18 protein-coding genes and 1 riboswitch are annotated in these 17,347 nt (G+C 45.6%); of the genes, 3 read left to right on the top strand and 15 right to left on the bottom strand.

What is annotated here, in order from left to right; translation table 11 throughout:
• Positions 1 to 3 precede the first annotated feature (3 nt).
• The 15 genes from sufU to OC538_RS16750 form a co-directional block, all read right to left on the bottom strand.
• Complete coding sequence (sufU, locus tag OC538_RS16820; protein WP_262177501.1) at positions 4 to 444, bottom strand: Fe-S cluster assembly sulfur transfer protein SufU; 441 nt, start codon at positions 442 to 444, stop codon at positions 4 to 6.
• On the bottom strand, positions 444 to 1,664 hold the full coding sequence (locus OC538_RS16815; protein WP_251700967.1) for a cysteine desulfurase: 1,221 nt from the start codon (positions 1,662 to 1,664) through the stop codon (positions 444 to 446). The genes sufU and OC538_RS16815 overlap by 1 nt, the downstream gene beginning before the upstream one ends.
• Entirely contained in the window at positions 1,664 to 2,968 is a 1,305-nt protein-coding gene (gene sufD / locus OC538_RS16810) for a Fe-S cluster assembly protein SufD (protein ID WP_262177496.1), read from the bottom strand. Before sufD ends, OC538_RS16815 begins: the two co-directional genes overlap by 1 nt.
• An 18-nt stretch (positions 2,969 to 2,986) precedes the next feature.
• Positions 2,987 to 3,766, bottom strand: coding sequence for a Fe-S cluster assembly ATPase SufC (gene sufC / locus OC538_RS16805; RefSeq protein WP_262177493.1), 780 nt, complete (start codon positions 3,764 to 3,766; stop codon positions 2,987 to 2,989).
• A 275-nt stretch (positions 3,767 to 4,041) separates the two neighbouring features.
• Positions 4,042 to 5,241 (bottom strand): dicarboxylate/amino acid:cation symporter, encoded by a 1,200-nt coding sequence (locus OC538_RS16800; RefSeq protein WP_262177491.1) that lies wholly within the window; start codon positions 5,239 to 5,241, stop codon positions 4,042 to 4,044.
• Between the two features lie 164 nt (positions 5,242 to 5,405).
• Positions 5,406 to 6,260, bottom strand: coding sequence for a MetQ/NlpA family ABC transporter substrate-binding protein (locus tag OC538_RS16795; protein WP_262177488.1), 855 nt, complete (start codon positions 6,258 to 6,260; stop codon positions 5,406 to 5,408).
• Positions 6,261 to 6,315: 55 nt separating this feature from the next.
• Positions 6,316 to 6,984, bottom strand: a complete 669-nt coding sequence (locus OC538_RS16790; RefSeq protein WP_262177486.1) for a methionine ABC transporter permease — start codon at positions 6,982 to 6,984, stop codon at positions 6,316 to 6,318.
• Positions 6,977 to 7,990, bottom strand: a complete 1,014-nt coding sequence (locus OC538_RS16785; RefSeq protein ID WP_262177483.1) for a methionine ABC transporter ATP-binding protein — start codon at positions 7,988 to 7,990, stop codon at positions 6,977 to 6,979. Before OC538_RS16785 ends, OC538_RS16790 begins: the two co-directional genes overlap by 8 nt.
• Before the next feature lie 96 nt (positions 7,991 to 8,086).
• Positions 8,087 to 8,191: riboswitch (SAM riboswitch) on the bottom strand.
• A gap of 56 nt (positions 8,192 to 8,247) precedes the next feature.
• Entirely contained in the window at positions 8,248 to 8,556 is a 309-nt protein-coding gene (locus tag OC538_RS16780; protein ID WP_410055882.1) for a thioredoxin family protein, read from the bottom strand.
• 12 nt (positions 8,557 to 8,568) lie between these two features.
• Positions 8,569 to 8,910: a toprim domain-containing protein gene (locus tag OC538_RS16775; protein ID WP_262177481.1), complete on the bottom strand. Its 342-nt coding sequence runs from the start codon at positions 8,908 to 8,910 to the stop codon at positions 8,569 to 8,571.
• A 57-nt stretch (positions 8,911 to 8,967) separates the two neighbouring features.
• Entirely contained in the window at positions 8,968 to 9,351 is a 384-nt protein-coding gene (gene gcvH / locus OC538_RS16770; RefSeq protein WP_251629303.1) for a glycine cleavage system protein GcvH, read from the bottom strand.
• A gap of 81 nt (positions 9,352 to 9,432) precedes the next feature.
• On the bottom strand, positions 9,433 to 9,792 hold the full coding sequence (locus OC538_RS16765) for an arsenate reductase family protein (protein WP_262177478.1): 360 nt from the start codon (positions 9,790 to 9,792) through the stop codon (positions 9,433 to 9,435).
• A gap of 72 nt (positions 9,793 to 9,864) precedes the next feature.
• Complete coding sequence (locus tag OC538_RS16760) at positions 9,865 to 11,652, bottom strand: acyl-CoA dehydrogenase family protein (RefSeq protein ID WP_251696741.1); 1,788 nt, start codon at positions 11,650 to 11,652, stop codon at positions 9,865 to 9,867.
• 388 nt (positions 11,653 to 12,040) lie between these two features.
• A complete protein-coding gene (locus OC538_RS16755; protein ID WP_251696742.1) occupies positions 12,041 to 13,216 on the bottom strand; it encodes an acetyl-CoA C-acetyltransferase in 1,176 nt (391 codons plus the stop codon).
• A 30-nt stretch (positions 13,217 to 13,246) separates the two neighbouring features.
• On the bottom strand, positions 13,247 to 15,631 hold the full coding sequence (locus OC538_RS16750; protein WP_262177471.1) for a 3-hydroxyacyl-CoA dehydrogenase/enoyl-CoA hydratase family protein: 2,385 nt from the start codon (positions 15,629 to 15,631) through the stop codon (positions 13,247 to 13,249).
• 214 nt (positions 15,632 to 15,845) lie between these two features.
• Between OC538_RS16750 and OC538_RS16745 the strand changes: the two genes are divergently transcribed.
• From OC538_RS16745 to OC538_RS16735, 3 genes are all read left to right on the top strand, one after another.
• Positions 15,846 to 16,163, top strand: coding sequence for a thioredoxin family protein (locus tag OC538_RS16745; RefSeq protein WP_251696871.1), 318 nt, complete (start codon positions 15,846 to 15,848; stop codon positions 16,161 to 16,163).
• 121 nt (positions 16,164 to 16,284) lie between these two features.
• Positions 16,285 to 16,740 carry an STAS domain-containing protein gene (locus OC538_RS16740; RefSeq protein WP_251700977.1) on the top strand — a complete coding sequence of 152 codons (456 nt, stop codon included), beginning with the start codon at positions 16,285 to 16,287 and terminating at the stop codon, positions 16,738 to 16,740.
• A gap of 25 nt (positions 16,741 to 16,765) precedes the next feature.
• Positions 16,766 to 17,284, top strand: a complete 519-nt coding sequence (locus OC538_RS16735) for a hypothetical protein (protein ID WP_262177466.1) — start codon at positions 16,766 to 16,768, stop codon at positions 17,282 to 17,284.
• Positions 17,285 to 17,347 lie beyond the last annotated feature (63 nt).

Here is a 17,347-nt window from a genome sequence, read left to right as displayed (position 1 = left end):
GGATTATTGCTCGTCTTCTGACCCGAGACCTTTTTCCATCGCCTTCCATGCAAGTGTTGCACACTTGATGCGCGCAGGGAATTTGGCGACTCCGGAAAGGGCTTCGAGATCACCCAAATCGATGGATTCATCAATTTCTTTTCCAAGCATAATGTCCGAAAACACGTGGGCGTATTTTACCGCCGTGTCGATGTCTTTGTTCTTGATCATTTGTGTCATCATTGACGCGGATGCCATGGAGATAGAACAGCCTTCCCCTTCGAACTTGGCATCTTGCACAATCCCATCTTCGACATTGAGGGTCAGATGGATGACATCTCCGCACGTCGGATTGTTCATGTCGATTGTGATATTGTTCTCTTCCAGCACACCTTTATTCCGTGGATTTTTATAATGATCCATGATGACTGAACGATATAGCTGGTCTAATTTATTTGTAGGCATTATTGGAAATACTCCTTTGCAATCTGGAGTCCTTCTACGAGACGGTCAACATCTTCTTCCGTGTTGTACACATAGAAGCTTGCACGGGCTGTCGCAGAGCATTCGAGCCATTTCATAAGCGGCTGTGCACAATGATGACCTGCCCGCACTGCGATTCCGTTCATATCTAGTACCGTGGCAAGATCATGAGGGTGGACATTATCCAGATTAAATGTAACGATGCCCGCACGTTTATCAGGATCACGCGGTCCATAGATCGTCAGACCGTCCATGGATGACATTTTCTCCATCGCATAACCTGCAAGCTCGTGTTCATGCTTTTCAATTTGATCTAAACCGATTTCTTCCAAAAAGTCGATGGCAGCGCCGAGCCCAATCGCTCCTGCAATAATCGGCGTGCCTCCTTCGAATTTCCACGGAAGCTCTTTCCACGTTGATTCGTATAGACCGACAAAATCGATCATTTCACCACCGAATTCAACCGGCTCCATTTCGTTCAATAACTCTTTCTTTCCATAAAGGACACCAATCCCCGTAGGGCCGCACATTTTATGGCCTGAAAAAGCGAGGAAATCGCAGTTCAATGACTGGACATCCAATTTCAAGTGCGGAGCAGCCTGCGCACCATCGACGACCATGACAGCGCCATGAGCATGCGCAATCTCTGTAATTTCTTTGATCGGGTTCATCGTACCAAGCACATTGGATACATACATGATCGAGACGATCTTCGTGCGATCAGTTACAGCTTCACGAACTTTATCAAGAGAGAGTGTGCCATCTTCTTCTAAAATGACATACTTCAAGACTGCGCCTTTTTCCTTCGCCAATTGCTGCCACGGAATAATATTGGAATGGTGTTCCATATGGGTGATGACGATTTCATCGCCTTCTTCGACATTCGCACGTCCATAGCTTTGGGCTACCATGTTGAGGGCTGTTGTCGTTCCGCGAGTAAAAATCACTTCCTGCGTGGATTTCGCATTGATGAACTTGCGGACCTTTTCACGAGCTCCTTCATAATGATCGGTTGCCCTATTGCCAAGTGTATGGACACCTCGGTGGACGTTCGCATTATCGTACGCGTAATAGTCATTGATTGCCTCAATGACTTGCCGCGGCTTTTGTGAAGTCGCGGCACTGTCTAAATAAACGAGCGGGTGCCCGTTGATTTCCTGGTCAAGTATCGGGAAATGTTTGCGGATGTCTTTGCTGAGCATTAGCGCACTTTCCTTTCAATAACCTCCGTCAATTGCTTCTTGACGCCCTCGATAGGCAATTTGCTTACGACAGGTGCAAGGAAACCATGGATGACAAGGCGTTCTGCTTCCTGTTGAGAAATTCCACGGCTCATCAAGTAGAACAATTGAAGCGGATCTACACGGCCAACCGACGCTGCGTGACCGGCAGTCACATCGTCCTCATCGATCAATAGGATCGGATTCGCATCTCCACGGGCTTTTTCACTTAGCATCAAAATCCGTGACTCTTGGACAGCGTTCGATCTTGTAGCACCTTTTGCAATTCTGCCAATGCCGTTAAAGATAGATGAAGCAGACTCCTTCATTACACCGTGCTTTAAGATGAATGCATCTGTATCAAGTCCCCAGTGGACGATTTCAGATGTGAAGTTCTGCCTTTGGCTTCCTCGGCCGACAACGACAGTCTTCATATCACTTGAAGAGCCGTTTCCGACGAGATGCGTAATGTTTTCAGAAATCGTATCGCTGTCGTTCATCAATCCTAACGCCCATTCGATACGGCTCTGCGCTCCAGCTACTCCGCGGCGGTTGACGTATGTCGTGAATCCTTTTGCAAGGACGTCTACTGCGCCATAGATGACTTTCGCGTTATCGCCTGCGAATACTTCCGCAACGATATTGGCCTGTCCTGCAGCCTCTTCGACTGTAGACAGATAGTTTTCCACGTATGTCAAAGAGCTGTTCGCCTCAGCTACGACGATGACATGGTTGAAGAGGGATGCTTGAGCGTCGTCGTGTAAAAACAGAACTTGAAGCGGTTCTGCGATTTCGACGCCTTTCGGCACATAGACGAATACGCCGCCATTTATAAGTGCTGCATGCAACGCTGTTAGTTTATGTTCATCAACTTTCACGCCATCCGTCATGAAATATTTCTTCATTAGATCGGCATGCTCACGTGAAGCAGTGAAAATATCAGTCATGATAACACCCTTCGCTTTCAAATCCTCTGAAAGGGAAAGGAATGCAGGTGTATTATTATGCTGCACATAAATGTTCTGTTGATCATCGTTAACCAACTCCTTCGCTTCAGCAGGCAGGTCTGCCAGTGTCGCGAATGTCGAACTTTCGACTGCATGTACTGGGAACTCAACAAAGTTCCACTTGTCGATTTTTGTTTTATCTGGTGTTGGCATCGGAAGCTGTTCCACTTTAGCTAACGCATCTGCGCGGAAATCTGCCATCCAATCGGCTTCATTCATGTTTGCGGAGAAAGAGCGGACGTCCTGTTCGGTCAATGCCATTTTTGTTTCAACCGTCATTTTGAATCGTCCCCTTTCTTATGCTTCTTGTCCTACTGTTTCATCTTCGATTCCTAATTCTTCCTTAATCCAATCATAACCAGCCTCTTCAAGCTGTTTCGCAAGCTCTGCTCCGCCGGATTTAACAACTCTGCCCTGCATCATAACGTGGACAAAGTCAGGCGTGATGTAGTCGAGAAGGCGTTGGTAGTGAGTGATGATCAGGCATCCGAATCCTTCTCCGCGCATTTGATTGATTCCTTCTGAAACGACTTTCAATGCATCGATGTCGAGTCCGGAGTCAATTTCGTCGAGTACTGCAAATTTCGGCTGAAGCATCATCAATTGAAGGATTTCATTGCGTTTTTTCTCTCCGCCGGAGAATCCTTCGTTCAAATAACGAGTCGCCATATCTTGATCCATTTCAAGGACGTCCATCTTGCTGTCCAATTCACGGATGAATTTCATAAGGGATATTTCATCGCCTTCTTCACGGCGCGCATTGATTGCAGAGCGCATGAAGTCCGCGTTCGTTACTCCATTAATTTCACTCGGGTATTGCATTGCAAGGAAAAGTCCCGCTTTAGCGCGCTCATCCACTTCCATTTCAAGGACATCTTCGCCATCAAGCAAGACAGATCCGGAAGTCACCTCATATTTTGGGTGGCCCATGATTGCTGATGCAAGTGTCGATTTACCGGTTCCGTTAGGTCCCATGATCGCATGGATCTCACCTGTATTGATTGTTAGGTTGACGCCTTTCAATATTTCCTTACCTTCAATTTCTACGTGAAGGTCTTTGATTTCCAAAGTTGCCATTCCAATACCTCCAATATGATAAAGATGAACGGGGTAAACCATTCTCTATTTAGTATCATTCTAATTTTAGCTCATTCTGCACGTTGTTGCAAATCATTAAGAATTATTATCGTTTTATGGGGAAAATATGAGTATTACAACGTTTTGTTAGTTTGTTTGAAATGAAACCCATTTTCAATTATCGGCTGCTTACTGAGAATCAATGAATATAGCTTTATTTATAAATAAAAAATAGAAGGCAGGGAATTTTAATATTCCTCCTTCTACTTTTTAAGTTATTCCGTTTCTACGCCTTTCACTTTTGGGGTTAGGCGGTCAACGATCATGGCTAGGGCTCCGTCGCCGGTTACGTTGGTGGCTGTGCCGAAGCTGTCTTGCGCCATGTAGAGTGCGATCATCAATGCGACCATTGATTCATCGAATCCTAGCATTGTGCTGAGCAGGCCTACTGCCGCCATAACTGCCCCTCCTGGAACTCCAGGTGCTGCGATCATCGTTACGCCAAGCATGAGGATGAATGGCAGATAGTCCGAGAAGCTGAATGGCATGCCGTTCATGAGCAGGACGCCGATGGAGCAGGATACTAGCGTAATCGTACTTCCGGATAAGTGGATCGTTGCGAATAACGGTACTGTGAAGTCCGTCACTTTCTCGGATGCCCCTGTCTTCTTCGCTTGTTGCAGCGTTACGGGAATTGTAGCAGCCGATGATTGCGTTCCGAGTGCCGTCATATAGGCAGGCGCCATTGTTTTCATGAGGAAGAACGGATTTTTCTTCGAAAGTGTTCCGGCGATTGTATATTGAATCATCAACATGATGATATGTAGTGCGATGACCATGACGAATACGAGTGAGAAGACCGACAACACTTTCGCCACTTGTCCGCTGTACGTCATGTTAAGGAAAATACCAAAGATATGGAATGGTAATAACGGAATGATGACGAATGAAATAACTTTTTCAATAAGGGTATTCAATTCTTCAAAGAATGACAGCATCGTTTTGCTGTTGATGGATGCCATTCCGATACCGAAAATGAAAGCGAGCAGCAATGCAGACATGACGCCCATTACGGGTGTCATTTCAAGTTCGAAGAATGTTATGGCCGGGGATTTCCCAGCGTTTTCAACAGATTGAGAGCCAATGCCGCCAATGAATTTAGGCAAGATTGTCGTTGCAGCCAAAAATGCCATAATCCCTGCTGCAATCGTAGAAGCATATGCGAGCACAGTAGCCAATCCTAACAATTTACCAGATCCGCTACCAAGCTTTGCTATTCCAGGTGCAATAAATGCAATGATAATAAACGGTACAACAAAGTTTAGAAAACCGCCGAAAATCATATTGAACGTCGCAAATAACCTAGTGAACCAATGCGCAAAACCTTCATGTATTTCTGGGAGCAACAAACCAATGCCCACCGCAAGCCCTATGGCGATAATGATTCGCCATATAAGGCCTATCTTCCTCTTCATAAAATGTCCTCCTCAAAAGTACAAATGTTTAAAAAAACAACAAACCCACTTTACCATAGTGAAGAATAAATGGGAACACCTTTATGGGTTTTACTACTTTATGGAGGACAAAAAACAAAAAAACGCCTGTCTCCGATGAAACGGAAACAGACGGCTTTACTCAATTAGTTAACAGGAACGACAGAACCGCCCCATTCTTTCAAGATAAATTCCTGAATTTCTTCAGAAGTCAATACTTCTACAAGCGCTTTGATCGCTTCGTTGTCTTCATCTCCAGAACGGACCGTAATGACGTTTACGTAAGGAGAATCCGTTTTTTCAATTGCAATTGAATCTTCAAGCGGGTTCAAGCCCGCATCGATTGCATAGTTAGAGTTGATCAAAACTGCGTCGCCTTCATTATTATTGTATAGAGTTGGAAGCAATGCTGCTTCGTAATCCGGTTCAAACTTCAGGTTTTTCGGATTGTCCACAATATCTGTAAGTTCCGCTTTCACTTTATCAACACCCTCAGCAAGTGTGATCAAGCCATTTTCCTCAAGCATTTCAAGCACACGGCCATGATCCGAAACCGAATTGCTCATAAGGACTGTTGCACCGTCCGGCAATTCATCTAATGATTTATATTCCTTCGAATAAACACCCATCGGTTCGATATGGATTCCTCCCGCATTGACAAAGTCGTAGCCGAAATCAGCAATTTGACTTTCCAAGTAAGGAATGGTTTGGAAGTAGTTCGCATCCAATACACCTGATTCCAAGTCTTTGTTAGGCAATATATATTCCTGGTATGTTTCGATTTCCAAGTCGATTCCTTTTTCCTTCAATAACGGCTTCACTTTTTCCAAAATGACGGCATGCGGTGTATTGGAAGCGCCGACTACGATTTTCGTCGATTCTTTATTGCCGCCATCAGCATTCTTGCTTCCGCTAGCCCCATCTTCTTTATCTTTTGTCCCGCAAGCTGCCAAAGCAAGCACGAGAACCGTCAATAGTAGTGCAGATAATACCTTCTTCATGATTTCTCTCCCCATTCTTAGATGATATTTATAATTAACAGGACACTCCTGCAAATTATCGCTTGTCCAATTTCTTCACCGCAAAGTCGCCGATGATCTGGATTGCAAATACGACAATCAAAATAATAATAGTTGCGACAATCATCACGTCAGTCCGGCTTCGTTGGAATCCTTCATAGTATGCAAGGTTTCCGAGCCCCCCAGCACCGATGACTCCGGCCATTGCCGTATATCCGACAAGTGCGATCGAAGTTACTGTAAGCCCCGAAATAAGAGCAGGCATCGATTCGGGCAGCAATACTTTGAAGATGATCGTACTTGTTTTAGCACCCATCGATCTTGCAGCTTCAATAACACCTCTATCTATTTCACGAAGGCCGATCATGACCATTCTCGCATAAAACGGTGCTGCTCCAATGACAAGGGCCGGGATGGCCGCTTCCGGACCACGGATCGTTCCAACGAGCAACGTCGTGAACGGGATAATCAGGATAATTAAAATGATGAAAGGAATGGAGCGGAATATATTAACGAATGCTCCAGTGACGCCGTATACCAATCTATTTCTCCATAGCTGGCCGGGGCTTGATAAGAATAAAAGTACGCCAAGAACCAGCCCGAATACGAAGGTATACAGAGTGGAGAGCCCTGTCATATATAACGTTTCAATAGTCGCTTCCCACATTTTATCCCAATTGACGTGTGGTAATAAATTCTCAATCATTGCCAATCACCTCTGTCTGTACACCTTGTTCATGTAGATAGGCAATCGCCCCGTCAATATCTTTCTCTATACCGACAAGCTGTAAAATGAGCGAGCCGTAAGCGCCGCCTTTCGTGTGGGATATATTCCCTTGGACAATATTCACGTCGATCTCAAATTGTCGGATCAAACTCGCCAATACAGGCTGCTCCGTCCGTTCCCCGACAAAGATTAGTTTTATGAGTGTGCCCCCAGGCAAATGGGCAAGTGCCTGTTCGGTTCCCTCGGGTTCCGTCACTTGGGAAACGAACCGCTTTGTAATCGGAGCTTGCGGTGACTGGAACACGTCCAGCACAGGACCGATTTCCACGACTTTTCCGGATTCCATAACCGCTACACGATGACAGATCTTCCGGATGACATGCATTTCATGTGTTATTAGAACAATCGTCAATCCGAGCCGTTCATTAATGCTTGTCAACAGATCAAGGATGGCATCTGTCGTTTCCGGGTCAAGCGCGGAAGTCGCCTCATCGCAGAGAAGTACTTCAGGATCATTCGCCAACGCCCGTGCAATACCGACACGTTGCTTTTGACCACCGGAAAGCTCGGATGGATAGGCATTCTCCCTTCCGCTTAGTCCGACGAGTTCGATTAGTTCGGCCACCTTCCGTTCTCGCTCCGCTTTTTTCACTCCCGCGATTTCAAGAGGAAATGCTATGTTCTGCTTGACCGTACGGGACCAAAGTAAATTGAAATGTTGAAAAATCATACTGATTTTTTGCCTTGCTTCACGCAGTTCTTTGCCTGTGAATGCCGATATTTCACGGTTTCCAATTTTTATTGTTCCCGTCGTCGGAGTTTCAAGCCCATTCAAAAGGCGGATCAACGTACTTTTTCCGGCACCGCTATAACCGATGATACCGAAGATTTCACCCTCTTCGATCGTAAGGGAAACATTATCCACCGCCAGGATTTCATCGTTCAGCCGGCCAAAACTTTTTTTGACGTCTATCAATTGAATCATCACTATCACCTCTACACGATCTTTTCCATAATAAAAGCCTTTCTGCAGACAAGCAGAAAGGCTGAAACGTTATATTCAAAAAAACGTCAATCCGATCTCTCATCTCTCAAAGCAAATGCTTTGCGTGATTTGGCACCATTTCACATTCGTGACGGTTGCCGGGCTTCATAGGGCACTTCCCTCCACCTCTCTTTATAAGAGCGACATATTCAGTTAAAGTTAATAGATATACTTATATCATGAACTTCTGAGGTATGTCAATCTATTTTCTCAAGAAGATGCGGAATCGACTGGAAAGCGTAAATTTTATGGACAATCTCCCCATCCTTCTGAATTAATAAACAAGGGACGCTTTCAATTTCATAATCAACAGCGAGATCCTCCACATAATTCAAGTCAGCCTTCCCAATGGGCAGATCCGGTTTCATGGCAGCAATGACTTCAATCATTTTTGAAGCAACCGCACAGGTTCCGCACATTGGTGTGTATAAATAAAATATTGATTCGGGATAAACATTTTTGCTGTCTTCCCATTGCGCACGTGTCCAATTCTCAATAGTGGCCACTCTTCATCACCTTCATAGTAAAAATTCGGGATGCACATCAAAGTTTTCGGAGAGGAGTATGGCTGCAAGCACTCTGTATGGAGTCGTTTCAACTTGGCGGTAAACCCGCTCTGTATAAAGGTGGATCGCTTCAGGATAATCCCTTTTGAATAAAGTCCGGATCTTCTCTCCGGATTCATCGGCATCCAGAAAAACGAACAGGTCACAATCCTCATAAGGCATAAGCATCTCATCGATCCGATACGGACTCACTGTCCCATTCGTACAAATGATCTCAACCGGCTCAGCCAGCACCTTTTGTAATCTTTTCCGGTCCGAACCGCCTTCGACGATGAGGACTTTATGAGTATCCACCTGCACCCCTCCATTGAAAAAAGCGCCGGAGTTTGGTCCAAGCGCCACTTCATTTACTTACTCGCCTACAGTCATTTTGTCATAGTCTTCAGCTGACATGAGTGCATCTAGCTCAGCTTCGTCTGATGCTTCCACAACGATCATCCAAGCACCTTCAAATGGAGATTCATTCACCAATTCAGGGCTGTCTTCCAATTCTTCGTTCACTTCGACGACTTTACCGCTGATCGGAGCATATAATTCAGATACAGTTTTCACTGATTCAACACTTCCGAATGGCTCATCTGCTTTCACTTCATCTCCAACTTGCGGCAATTCAACGAAAACGATATCGCCAAGTTCGGATTGCGCAAAATGTGTAATACCGATTCGATACTTTCCGCTCTCATCCTTTACCCATTCGTGCTCTTCTGAATAACGAAATTCTTTAGGTGTGTTCATCCCGTACCCCTCCATTAAGTATGCATTTATTGATTTCCATTCAATTTTGACATATTCGGAAGCTAAAGACAAGAAAGTATATTACGCTCCCCAAACTTCCTCATACGTTTCTTCCTTGAAGCCGACAGTCACATTTGAGCCATCCGTAACAATCGGTCTTTTGATAAGCATGCCGTCCGTAGATAACAGTTCGACCTTTTCATCAGCCGTCATTCCAGGCAGCTTGTCCTTCAAATTCAACTCACGGTATTTCATTCCGCTCACATTGAAGAACTTCTTAATGTCCAGGTTGGAGTTTCCGATCATTTGTTGAAGTTCCTCTTTAGTCGGTGGATTTTCAACGATGTTGACCTCTTTGAATTCCAACTCCGCGTTTTCCAACCACTTTTTCGCTTTCCTGCAAGTTCCGCATTTCGGATACCCGTAGTATGTTAAAGACAATTCGCAACACCTCCATTTTACCTAAGTATAACAGAGAAGCCGCCCGGGATAAATCCAGGGCGGTGTGTGTAATCAAACGATGTATTTTTCTGCGTCAATCAATTTAACGGATGCTTCGCGTTTTTTCGCGATGATGTTGTATGGATTCGAACGCGTCAATTTGCGTAATGCGGAAAGCATCATCCGTTGGTTATCGCCCTCAACGGAAGCAAGAAGTGTCTCCTTTGCGTCCTTTTCAATTGCTTCGAACGCTTCCTGACAGAAGATTTCCGTGTACAAGATCTTTTGCTTCTCTTTCTCTTCACCATTTTTAGCAACCGCTTTTTCCGTACGGAGCAATGCGGATTCCATAGCGAAGACGTTGTTTGCAATATCAGCGATGTTTACTAGGACTTCCTGCTCCGCTTCGAGTTTCGTGCCGAAACGTTGAGCGGCCATTCCAGCTGCTAGCAAGCCGATTTTCTTCGCATTTTTCACGAGCACTTTTTCTTGAGCCAATGCTTCGTCCCCGATTTCTTCAGGCATCATCATAAGAAGCTCTTCCTGCAAGCTTTGTGCCTGTTGAAGCAATGGCAATTCGCCTTTCATTGCTTTCTTCAAGAACGTACCAGGAACGATCAGACGGTTGATTTCATTTGTTCCTTCGAAAATGCGGTTGATGCGTGAGTCGCGGTAAATGCGCTCCACTTCGTATTCCTGCATGAATCCGTACCCGCCGTGCAATTGGACCGCTTCATCAGCGATATAGTCAAGAACTTCGGAGCCGACAACTTTATTGATGGAGCATTCAATCGCGTATTCTGCAATTGATGCCGCTACCGCCTTTCCATCTTTTTGCTGCTCCGCCGTCATTTGGCTGTTGCGCTCTTCAAAGTATCCGACTGTACGGTAGATCAAGCTCTCCGTCGCATATAGCTTAGAAGCCATCGTTGCAAGCTTTTCCTTCGTTAGATTGAATGAAGAGATTGGCGTCTTGAATTGTTGGCGCTGGTTTGCATACGTGATTGCCAATTCAAGAGCGCGTTTGGAACCGCCGATAGTGCCGACACCTAATTTATAACGGCCGATGTTCAAAATGTTAAATGCGATGACATGGCCTCTTCCGATTTCCCCTAACAGGTTTTCAACAGGAACTTGTGCATCTTCCAAAATCAATGTACGAGTTGAAGATGACTTGATGCCCATCTTCTTCTCTTCTGCCCCGACAGAAACGCCTGGGAATTCTCTTTCAACGATGAATGCCGAGAATTTATCGCCATCGACTTTTGCATAAACGACGAATACGTCTGCGAATCCTGCGTTTGTGATCCATTGCTTTTCACCGTTCAAGACGTAGTGAGTGCCGGCTTCGTTCAATTTTGCAGTTGTTTTTGCACCAAGTGCGTCTGATCCGGAGCCTGGCTCAGTCAATGCGTACGCGGAAATTTTATCGCCGGATACGGAGTTCGGCAAATACTTTTTCTTCTGTTCTTCATTACCGAAAAGGACGATTGGCAATGTACCGATTCCGACGTGCGCTCCGTGAGTGATGGAGAAGCCACCCGCTACGGACATTTTTTCAGCGATCAACGCTGATGAGATTTTATCGAGGCCGAGGCCGTCGTATTCTTCAGGTACGTCTGCACCGAGAAGACCGAGGTCTCCTGCGGATTTCAATAGTTTTACAGAGTGTTCGAATTCATGTTTTTCTAAGTTTTCCACGACTGGAAGGACTTCGTTTTTCACATAGTCCTCTGTTGTTTTCGCGATCATTTTTTGTTCGTCTGAGAAGTCTTCTGGTGTGAATACGCGTGATGCGTCGATGTCCTCGATGAGGAATGCTCCTCCGCGGATGAAATCCTTTGTTGTTGTTTCAGTCATTATATATTCCTCCTCTTAAATAGTAATTTAAATACGGATTTCCGCTACAGGCGGACGCTTTCCGGGGGGCACGGCTTCAGCCGCTTCCCTCGCGCAAGTGCTCGCAACGCTGCGCTTTTGCTCGCAAACGCCGTTCTTCGTAACGGCGTTCGCTCAGTCCAGGGTCTTCAGCTCGTGCTAATCCCCCAGGAGTCGCCGCCTTTCGCTGCAATCCTAAGTGTCTATTTTAAAACGCATAAATTCACTACAAATACGCATAAACGGTCCCAATTACGCATAATTCACCGGAATCACGCATAAATGGTTTCAAAGACGCATAAGACGCCGGTAAGCCTCATAAATCTGCGCAGACACGCATAAACGCTTCTAAAAGCTCATAAAGCACTTCTTATAGCAGTTCAAATACTCCGGCTGCGCCCATTCCGCCGCCGATGCACATTGTGACGACGCCGAATTGCTTGCCTTGGCGTTTTAGTTCGTTCATCAATCGAAGTGTCAGGACGGACCCTGTTGCGCCGAGTGGATGGCCTAGGGCGATTGCTCCACCATTGACGTTGACTTTATCCATATCCAGTCCTAAGTGGCGGATGACTTGCAGTGATTGGGATGCGAATGCTTCATTCAGCTCCCATAGGTCGATGTCCTCGATGGATAGTCCAGCAAGTTTCAATGCTTTCGGAACAGCTTCAATCGGTCCGATGCCCATCACTTCAGGCGGCACGCCACCTACGGCGAATGAACGGAATTTCGCGATCGGTTTCAAGCCTTTCCCTTCGGCAATTTCGCGATCCATGACGAGGACGGATGCAGCTCCGTCGGATGTTTGGGATGCATTTCCGGCAGTGACGGATCCTTTTACGGAGAATGCCGGGCGTAATTTGCCCAACACTTCCATTGAGGTACCCGTACGGACGCCTTCGTCCATTTCAAAGAGGACCGTCTTTTCCTGGTACTTGCCGTTTCCGTCGACAAAACGTTTCACTACTTCCACAGGAACGATTTCGTCAATAAATTTGCCAGCTTCAATTGCCGCTGCTGCTTTTTCATGTGAACGGACAGCGAATGCATCTTGGTCTTCGCGGCTTACGCCGTACTTCACTGCGACTTGCTCAGCTGTATGGCCCATTCCCATATAATATTGGGGAGCCGTTTCTGCCAATTTGAAGTTCGGTCTGATCGTATTCCCCATCATCGGTACCATGCTCATCGACTCGACGCCGCCAGCGATGATCGCTTCGGACTGGCCGAGCATGATCCGCTCTGCCGCATATGCGATCGATTGAAGGCCCGAAGAACAGAATCGGTTTACCGTAATTGCCGGCGTTGTGTCAGGCAATCCTGCGAGCGCCCCAATATTGCGGGCGACGTTCATGCCTTGCTCCGCTTCCGGCATTGCACATCCAATGATCAAGTCATCTATTGGTCCATCGTATCCATTTGCACGTTTCAATGTTTCTTTAATTGTCAAAGCTCCCAGATCATCCGGGCGAACAGTTGCTAGACTCCCTCGGCCCGCTTTTCCGACCGGCGTCCTTGCACCTGCTACAATTACTGCTTCACGCATTCGACTTCCTCCTTTTGCTATCTATGCAGATCAATTGCGCAGCGGCTTCCCTTTCAGGAGCATATGCTGCATCCGCTGTTGGGATTTCGGTTCTTGAATGAGACTCAGGAATGCTTCCCGTTCAAGGTCCAACATGTATTGTTCATCGACAAGAGTTCCATAAGGCACTTTTCCGCCTGATAAAACAAATGCGAGCTTCTTCGCTATTTTCAAGTCGTGGTCACTAATAAAGCCTGACAGATGCATGCCTTCCGCTCCGAGAAGCATCGTTGCATATCCGGAATCTCCTGTGACCGGGATCTTCTCCTTCTTAGGAGGGGTATAGCCGGCTTCATACAATGCCAACGCTGCCTGCTTCGCGTCATAAATCAGGTGATCCGGATTGACGCTAATGCCGTCCGCGAAATTCAGGAAGTTGTTCTCTTTCGCTTCTTCCGCAGATGTCGATACTTTCGCCATGGCAATCGTTTCGAACACTTTATTCGCTACGTATTGGTAATCGACGTGCACACCGTTCGGCAATCCTTTCAGATGCTTCGTGTACAAGTTGACGTTGCCGCCCCCACCAGGGATCAGACCGACGCCGACTTCAACCAAGCCCATATATGTTTCCATCGAAGCTTGGATATGTGCAGCCGGCAAGCAAACTTCCGCCCCGCCGCCAAGCGTCATTTGGAATGGCGCCGCAACGACCGGCTTCCGGCTATATTTGATTTTCATCATCGCGTTTTGGAAAGCTTTGATGGTGTAATCAAGTTCAAAAGTATTATCATCCTGTGCTTCCATTAAAATCATCGCTAGATTCGCGCCCACACAGAAGTTCTTCCCTTGGTTCCCGATGACGAGGCCTTTGAAATTCTTCTCCACTTCATCAACCGCGAAATTGATCATCTGGATGATGTCTAGACCGATTGCATTCGATTGGGAATGGAATTCCAATAGGGCGATGCCATCGCCGAGGTCGATCAGGCTTGCGCCGGAATTCTTTTTGATGACGCCGTGTTTTTTCTTATAAAGCTTCAAGTTGATCGCTTTTTCATTGACAGTTACCGGCTGATAGCCTTCACCGTCGTAGAAAAAGATTTCACCCTCTTCTTCCTTATAGAAAGATTCGAACCCGTTATCGAGCATTGTTTGAACAAATGCAGGAATTGCAACATTCTCTTCCTTCATCTTCTCAACCGATTTGGCAACGCCGATCGCATCCCAAATCTCGAAAGGTCCTTGCTGCCAGCCGAAGCCCCATTTCATCGCATTGTCGATAGCGACGATATCATCAGCGATTTCCCCATTCAATTCGGCGGAGTAACGGAGTGTCGGTGAAAGGATGCTCCATAGGATTTCCCCTGTTCGATCTTTTGCGTAAACGAGTGTCTTTACTTTATTCGCAAGACCTTTTTGCTGCTTCGCCATCTCAATTGAAGGCGTTTTCAATTTCTTCGTTGGGCCATATTCGAATGTTTCTGGATCTAATTCAAGGATCTCTTTTCCTTCCTTTAGGTAGAATCCTTGCTTCGACTTCGCGCCTAACCATCCATTGTCGATCATTTTCTTCATGAATGCCGGAAGTTCGAACACTTTCTGCTCTTCGCCTTCCGTCTTGTCATATGCATTTTTTGCAACGTGCATGAAGGTGTCCAGACCGACTACATCCAATGTACGGAAAGTGGCCGATTTTGGGCGCCCGATCAACGTGCCCGTCACCGAGTCGACTTCCCCGATTGAATAGCCGCGCTTCTCCATTTCACGAAGTGTTACAAGCAGGCCGTACGTTCCGATTCTGTTGGCAATGAAGTTCGGCGTGTCTTTCGCTATAACGACACCTTTGCCTAAACGATCCTCTCCGAATTGGAGCATGAAATTGAGTACGCTTTCATCCGTTTTCGCAGTAGGAATCACTTCAAGCAATTTCAAATAACGTGGCGGGTTGAAGAAGTGTGTGCCAAGGAAATGCTTTTGGAAATCCTCCGAACGCCCTTCCGCCATCGCTTCAATGCTGATACCCGATGTGTTTGAGGTGATAATTGTACCTGGTTTTCGAACTGCATCTATTTTTTCATACAAACTTTTTTTAATGTCCAGATTCTCGACGATAACTTCAATGATCCAGTCAACATCATTTAATTTTTCCAAGTCGTCTTCGAAATTTCCGACTTCAATAAGTGATAGATTCTGTTTTGCAGCCAATGGCGCCGGCTTCTGCTTCAAAAGTTTCTCCAAAGCTGTCGCCGCAAATTTATTGCGGACTTGCCGATCCTCCAATGTAAGGTTCTTTGCTTCTTCTTGCTCTGTCAACTTAGTTGGAACGATATCCAGCAGAAGGACAGGAATGCCGATATTGGCGAGATGGGCTGCAATCCCAGATCCCATTACACCTGAACCTAATACTGCTGCTTTCTTGATTTGATATGCCACGATGCGAAGCCTCCCTTTTTCTTTTGAATGAACACTCATTCATTTTACAGGCAAAAAAAATAGAAACGTTATCTATATCTATCAGTCTATATCATTCTCTTCTTTTTCGCAATATTGAAATGCATGAATTTCCTATTTATTGTTATGGGCATTTTATTATCTTCATTCATAAAAAGAAGGTACACTATACATATAGTAAAGGAGTGTGTTCATGATGAAATCAATTACAACTGCCGAGGAATTCAACAAGGTCATCAACAGCGAAAACAAATCGCTAATTAAATTCCAAGCGGGCTGGTGCCCTGACTGCACACGCATGGATATGTTCATCGATCCAATCGTCAAAGACTATGATATGTATACATGGTATGACGTGGACCGTGACGTGTTGCCTGAAATCGCTGAGAAATATGAAGTGATGGGAATTCCGAGCTTGCTCATATTCCAAAATGGGGAAAAGAAAGCGCACTTACATAGCGCAAATGCAAAAACTCCAGATCAAGTAACCGATTTTCTTGAAACTGTGAACTGATTCCAAAATCATAGGAATAACGAGTAGAGGAGTGGCTAATTTGGCCCACTCCTCTTTTATTATGCCTTTTTTCATTTGGTATATCGTATAATAAGAGAAAACGCATATGCTGAGGTGCAAAATGGATTACGAAAAAGAAATAGAAAAATATAAAGAACGAATAGCAGTTTTGGAACAAACGATCAAAAAGTCATCTGTGCCAATCATTTCTTCCATTGTCGATGACACAATTCTTGTGCCAATTGTCGGCTACACCGGAACGGAACGATTTGAGCTGATCCGTACACTTGTATTGGAATATCTGGACGAAAATCGCAGTGTGAATTGTGTTGTGTTCGATTTCACGGCTGCTGATTTGAATGAAAAAGAACTGCATGATTATGACTCGCTCGCGCTTGAACTGCAAATGCTGAACAATACGCTGAAGCTAATGGATGTCCGTCCGATTTCAGTCGGTTTCAACCCGTTAATTGTTAGAAAGATCATTGCTGCCGGCGTCCAAATGGAATTCGAATCGTATATCAATTTCAGAATGGCACTTAAAACCCTTCTGAAAGAGAAAAAAGTTACATTGTAAATCCTTTTCATGGAGGGACCAGCAAATGAAACAGGTGGAAGGTTTTCAAGGAAAGTCACAATACGGCGACGATATCAATAAGCGTTTCCAACCTTCCGCATGTGGTCCGGTCACCGCTTTCACCATCCTCCGCCATCATTTTCACGATTCGGGCATCCAAGTGAATGATCTTTACCGTATGCTCGGGGGGACTCGAATTGGCCTGTTCAAATGGCGTTTCATCCGGAATCTCCGCAAACTGTTAGGTTCGGGGTGGCGGGTTGAAAAGTGTCGGATTGAAGAAATGAAGGAAGAAATCAATGAAGGACGGCCAGTTGCGGCAAAGTTCGATAAATGGTTCTCTTTTCATTGGTTCGGCAATTATGCTTTTGATTATCATTGGGTTCCGGTCGTCGGCTACAAGGAATGCGAAAGCGGACTCATTTTACTCGTCCACGATAATGGAGGGCGGAACCGTGAAAGCCGTATCCGCGAAATCGCCTATGAACCTAATCGGCCCATCCTTTCATTTGTAAAGATCAGAAAAACCACTGCCGAAAAGTAGCAGTGGTTTTTGATTGTCTTCATTTAAACGCGCATAAATACCTTCAAACACGCATAATTGCTC

This window comes from Saccharococcus sp. Marseille-Q5394 (genome assembly GCF_946901335.1).
GTDB lineage: Bacteria > Bacillota > Bacilli > Bacillales_A > Planococcaceae > Sporosarcina > Sporosarcina luteola_C.
This window is presented reverse-complemented; position numbering and strand designations above follow the sequence as displayed.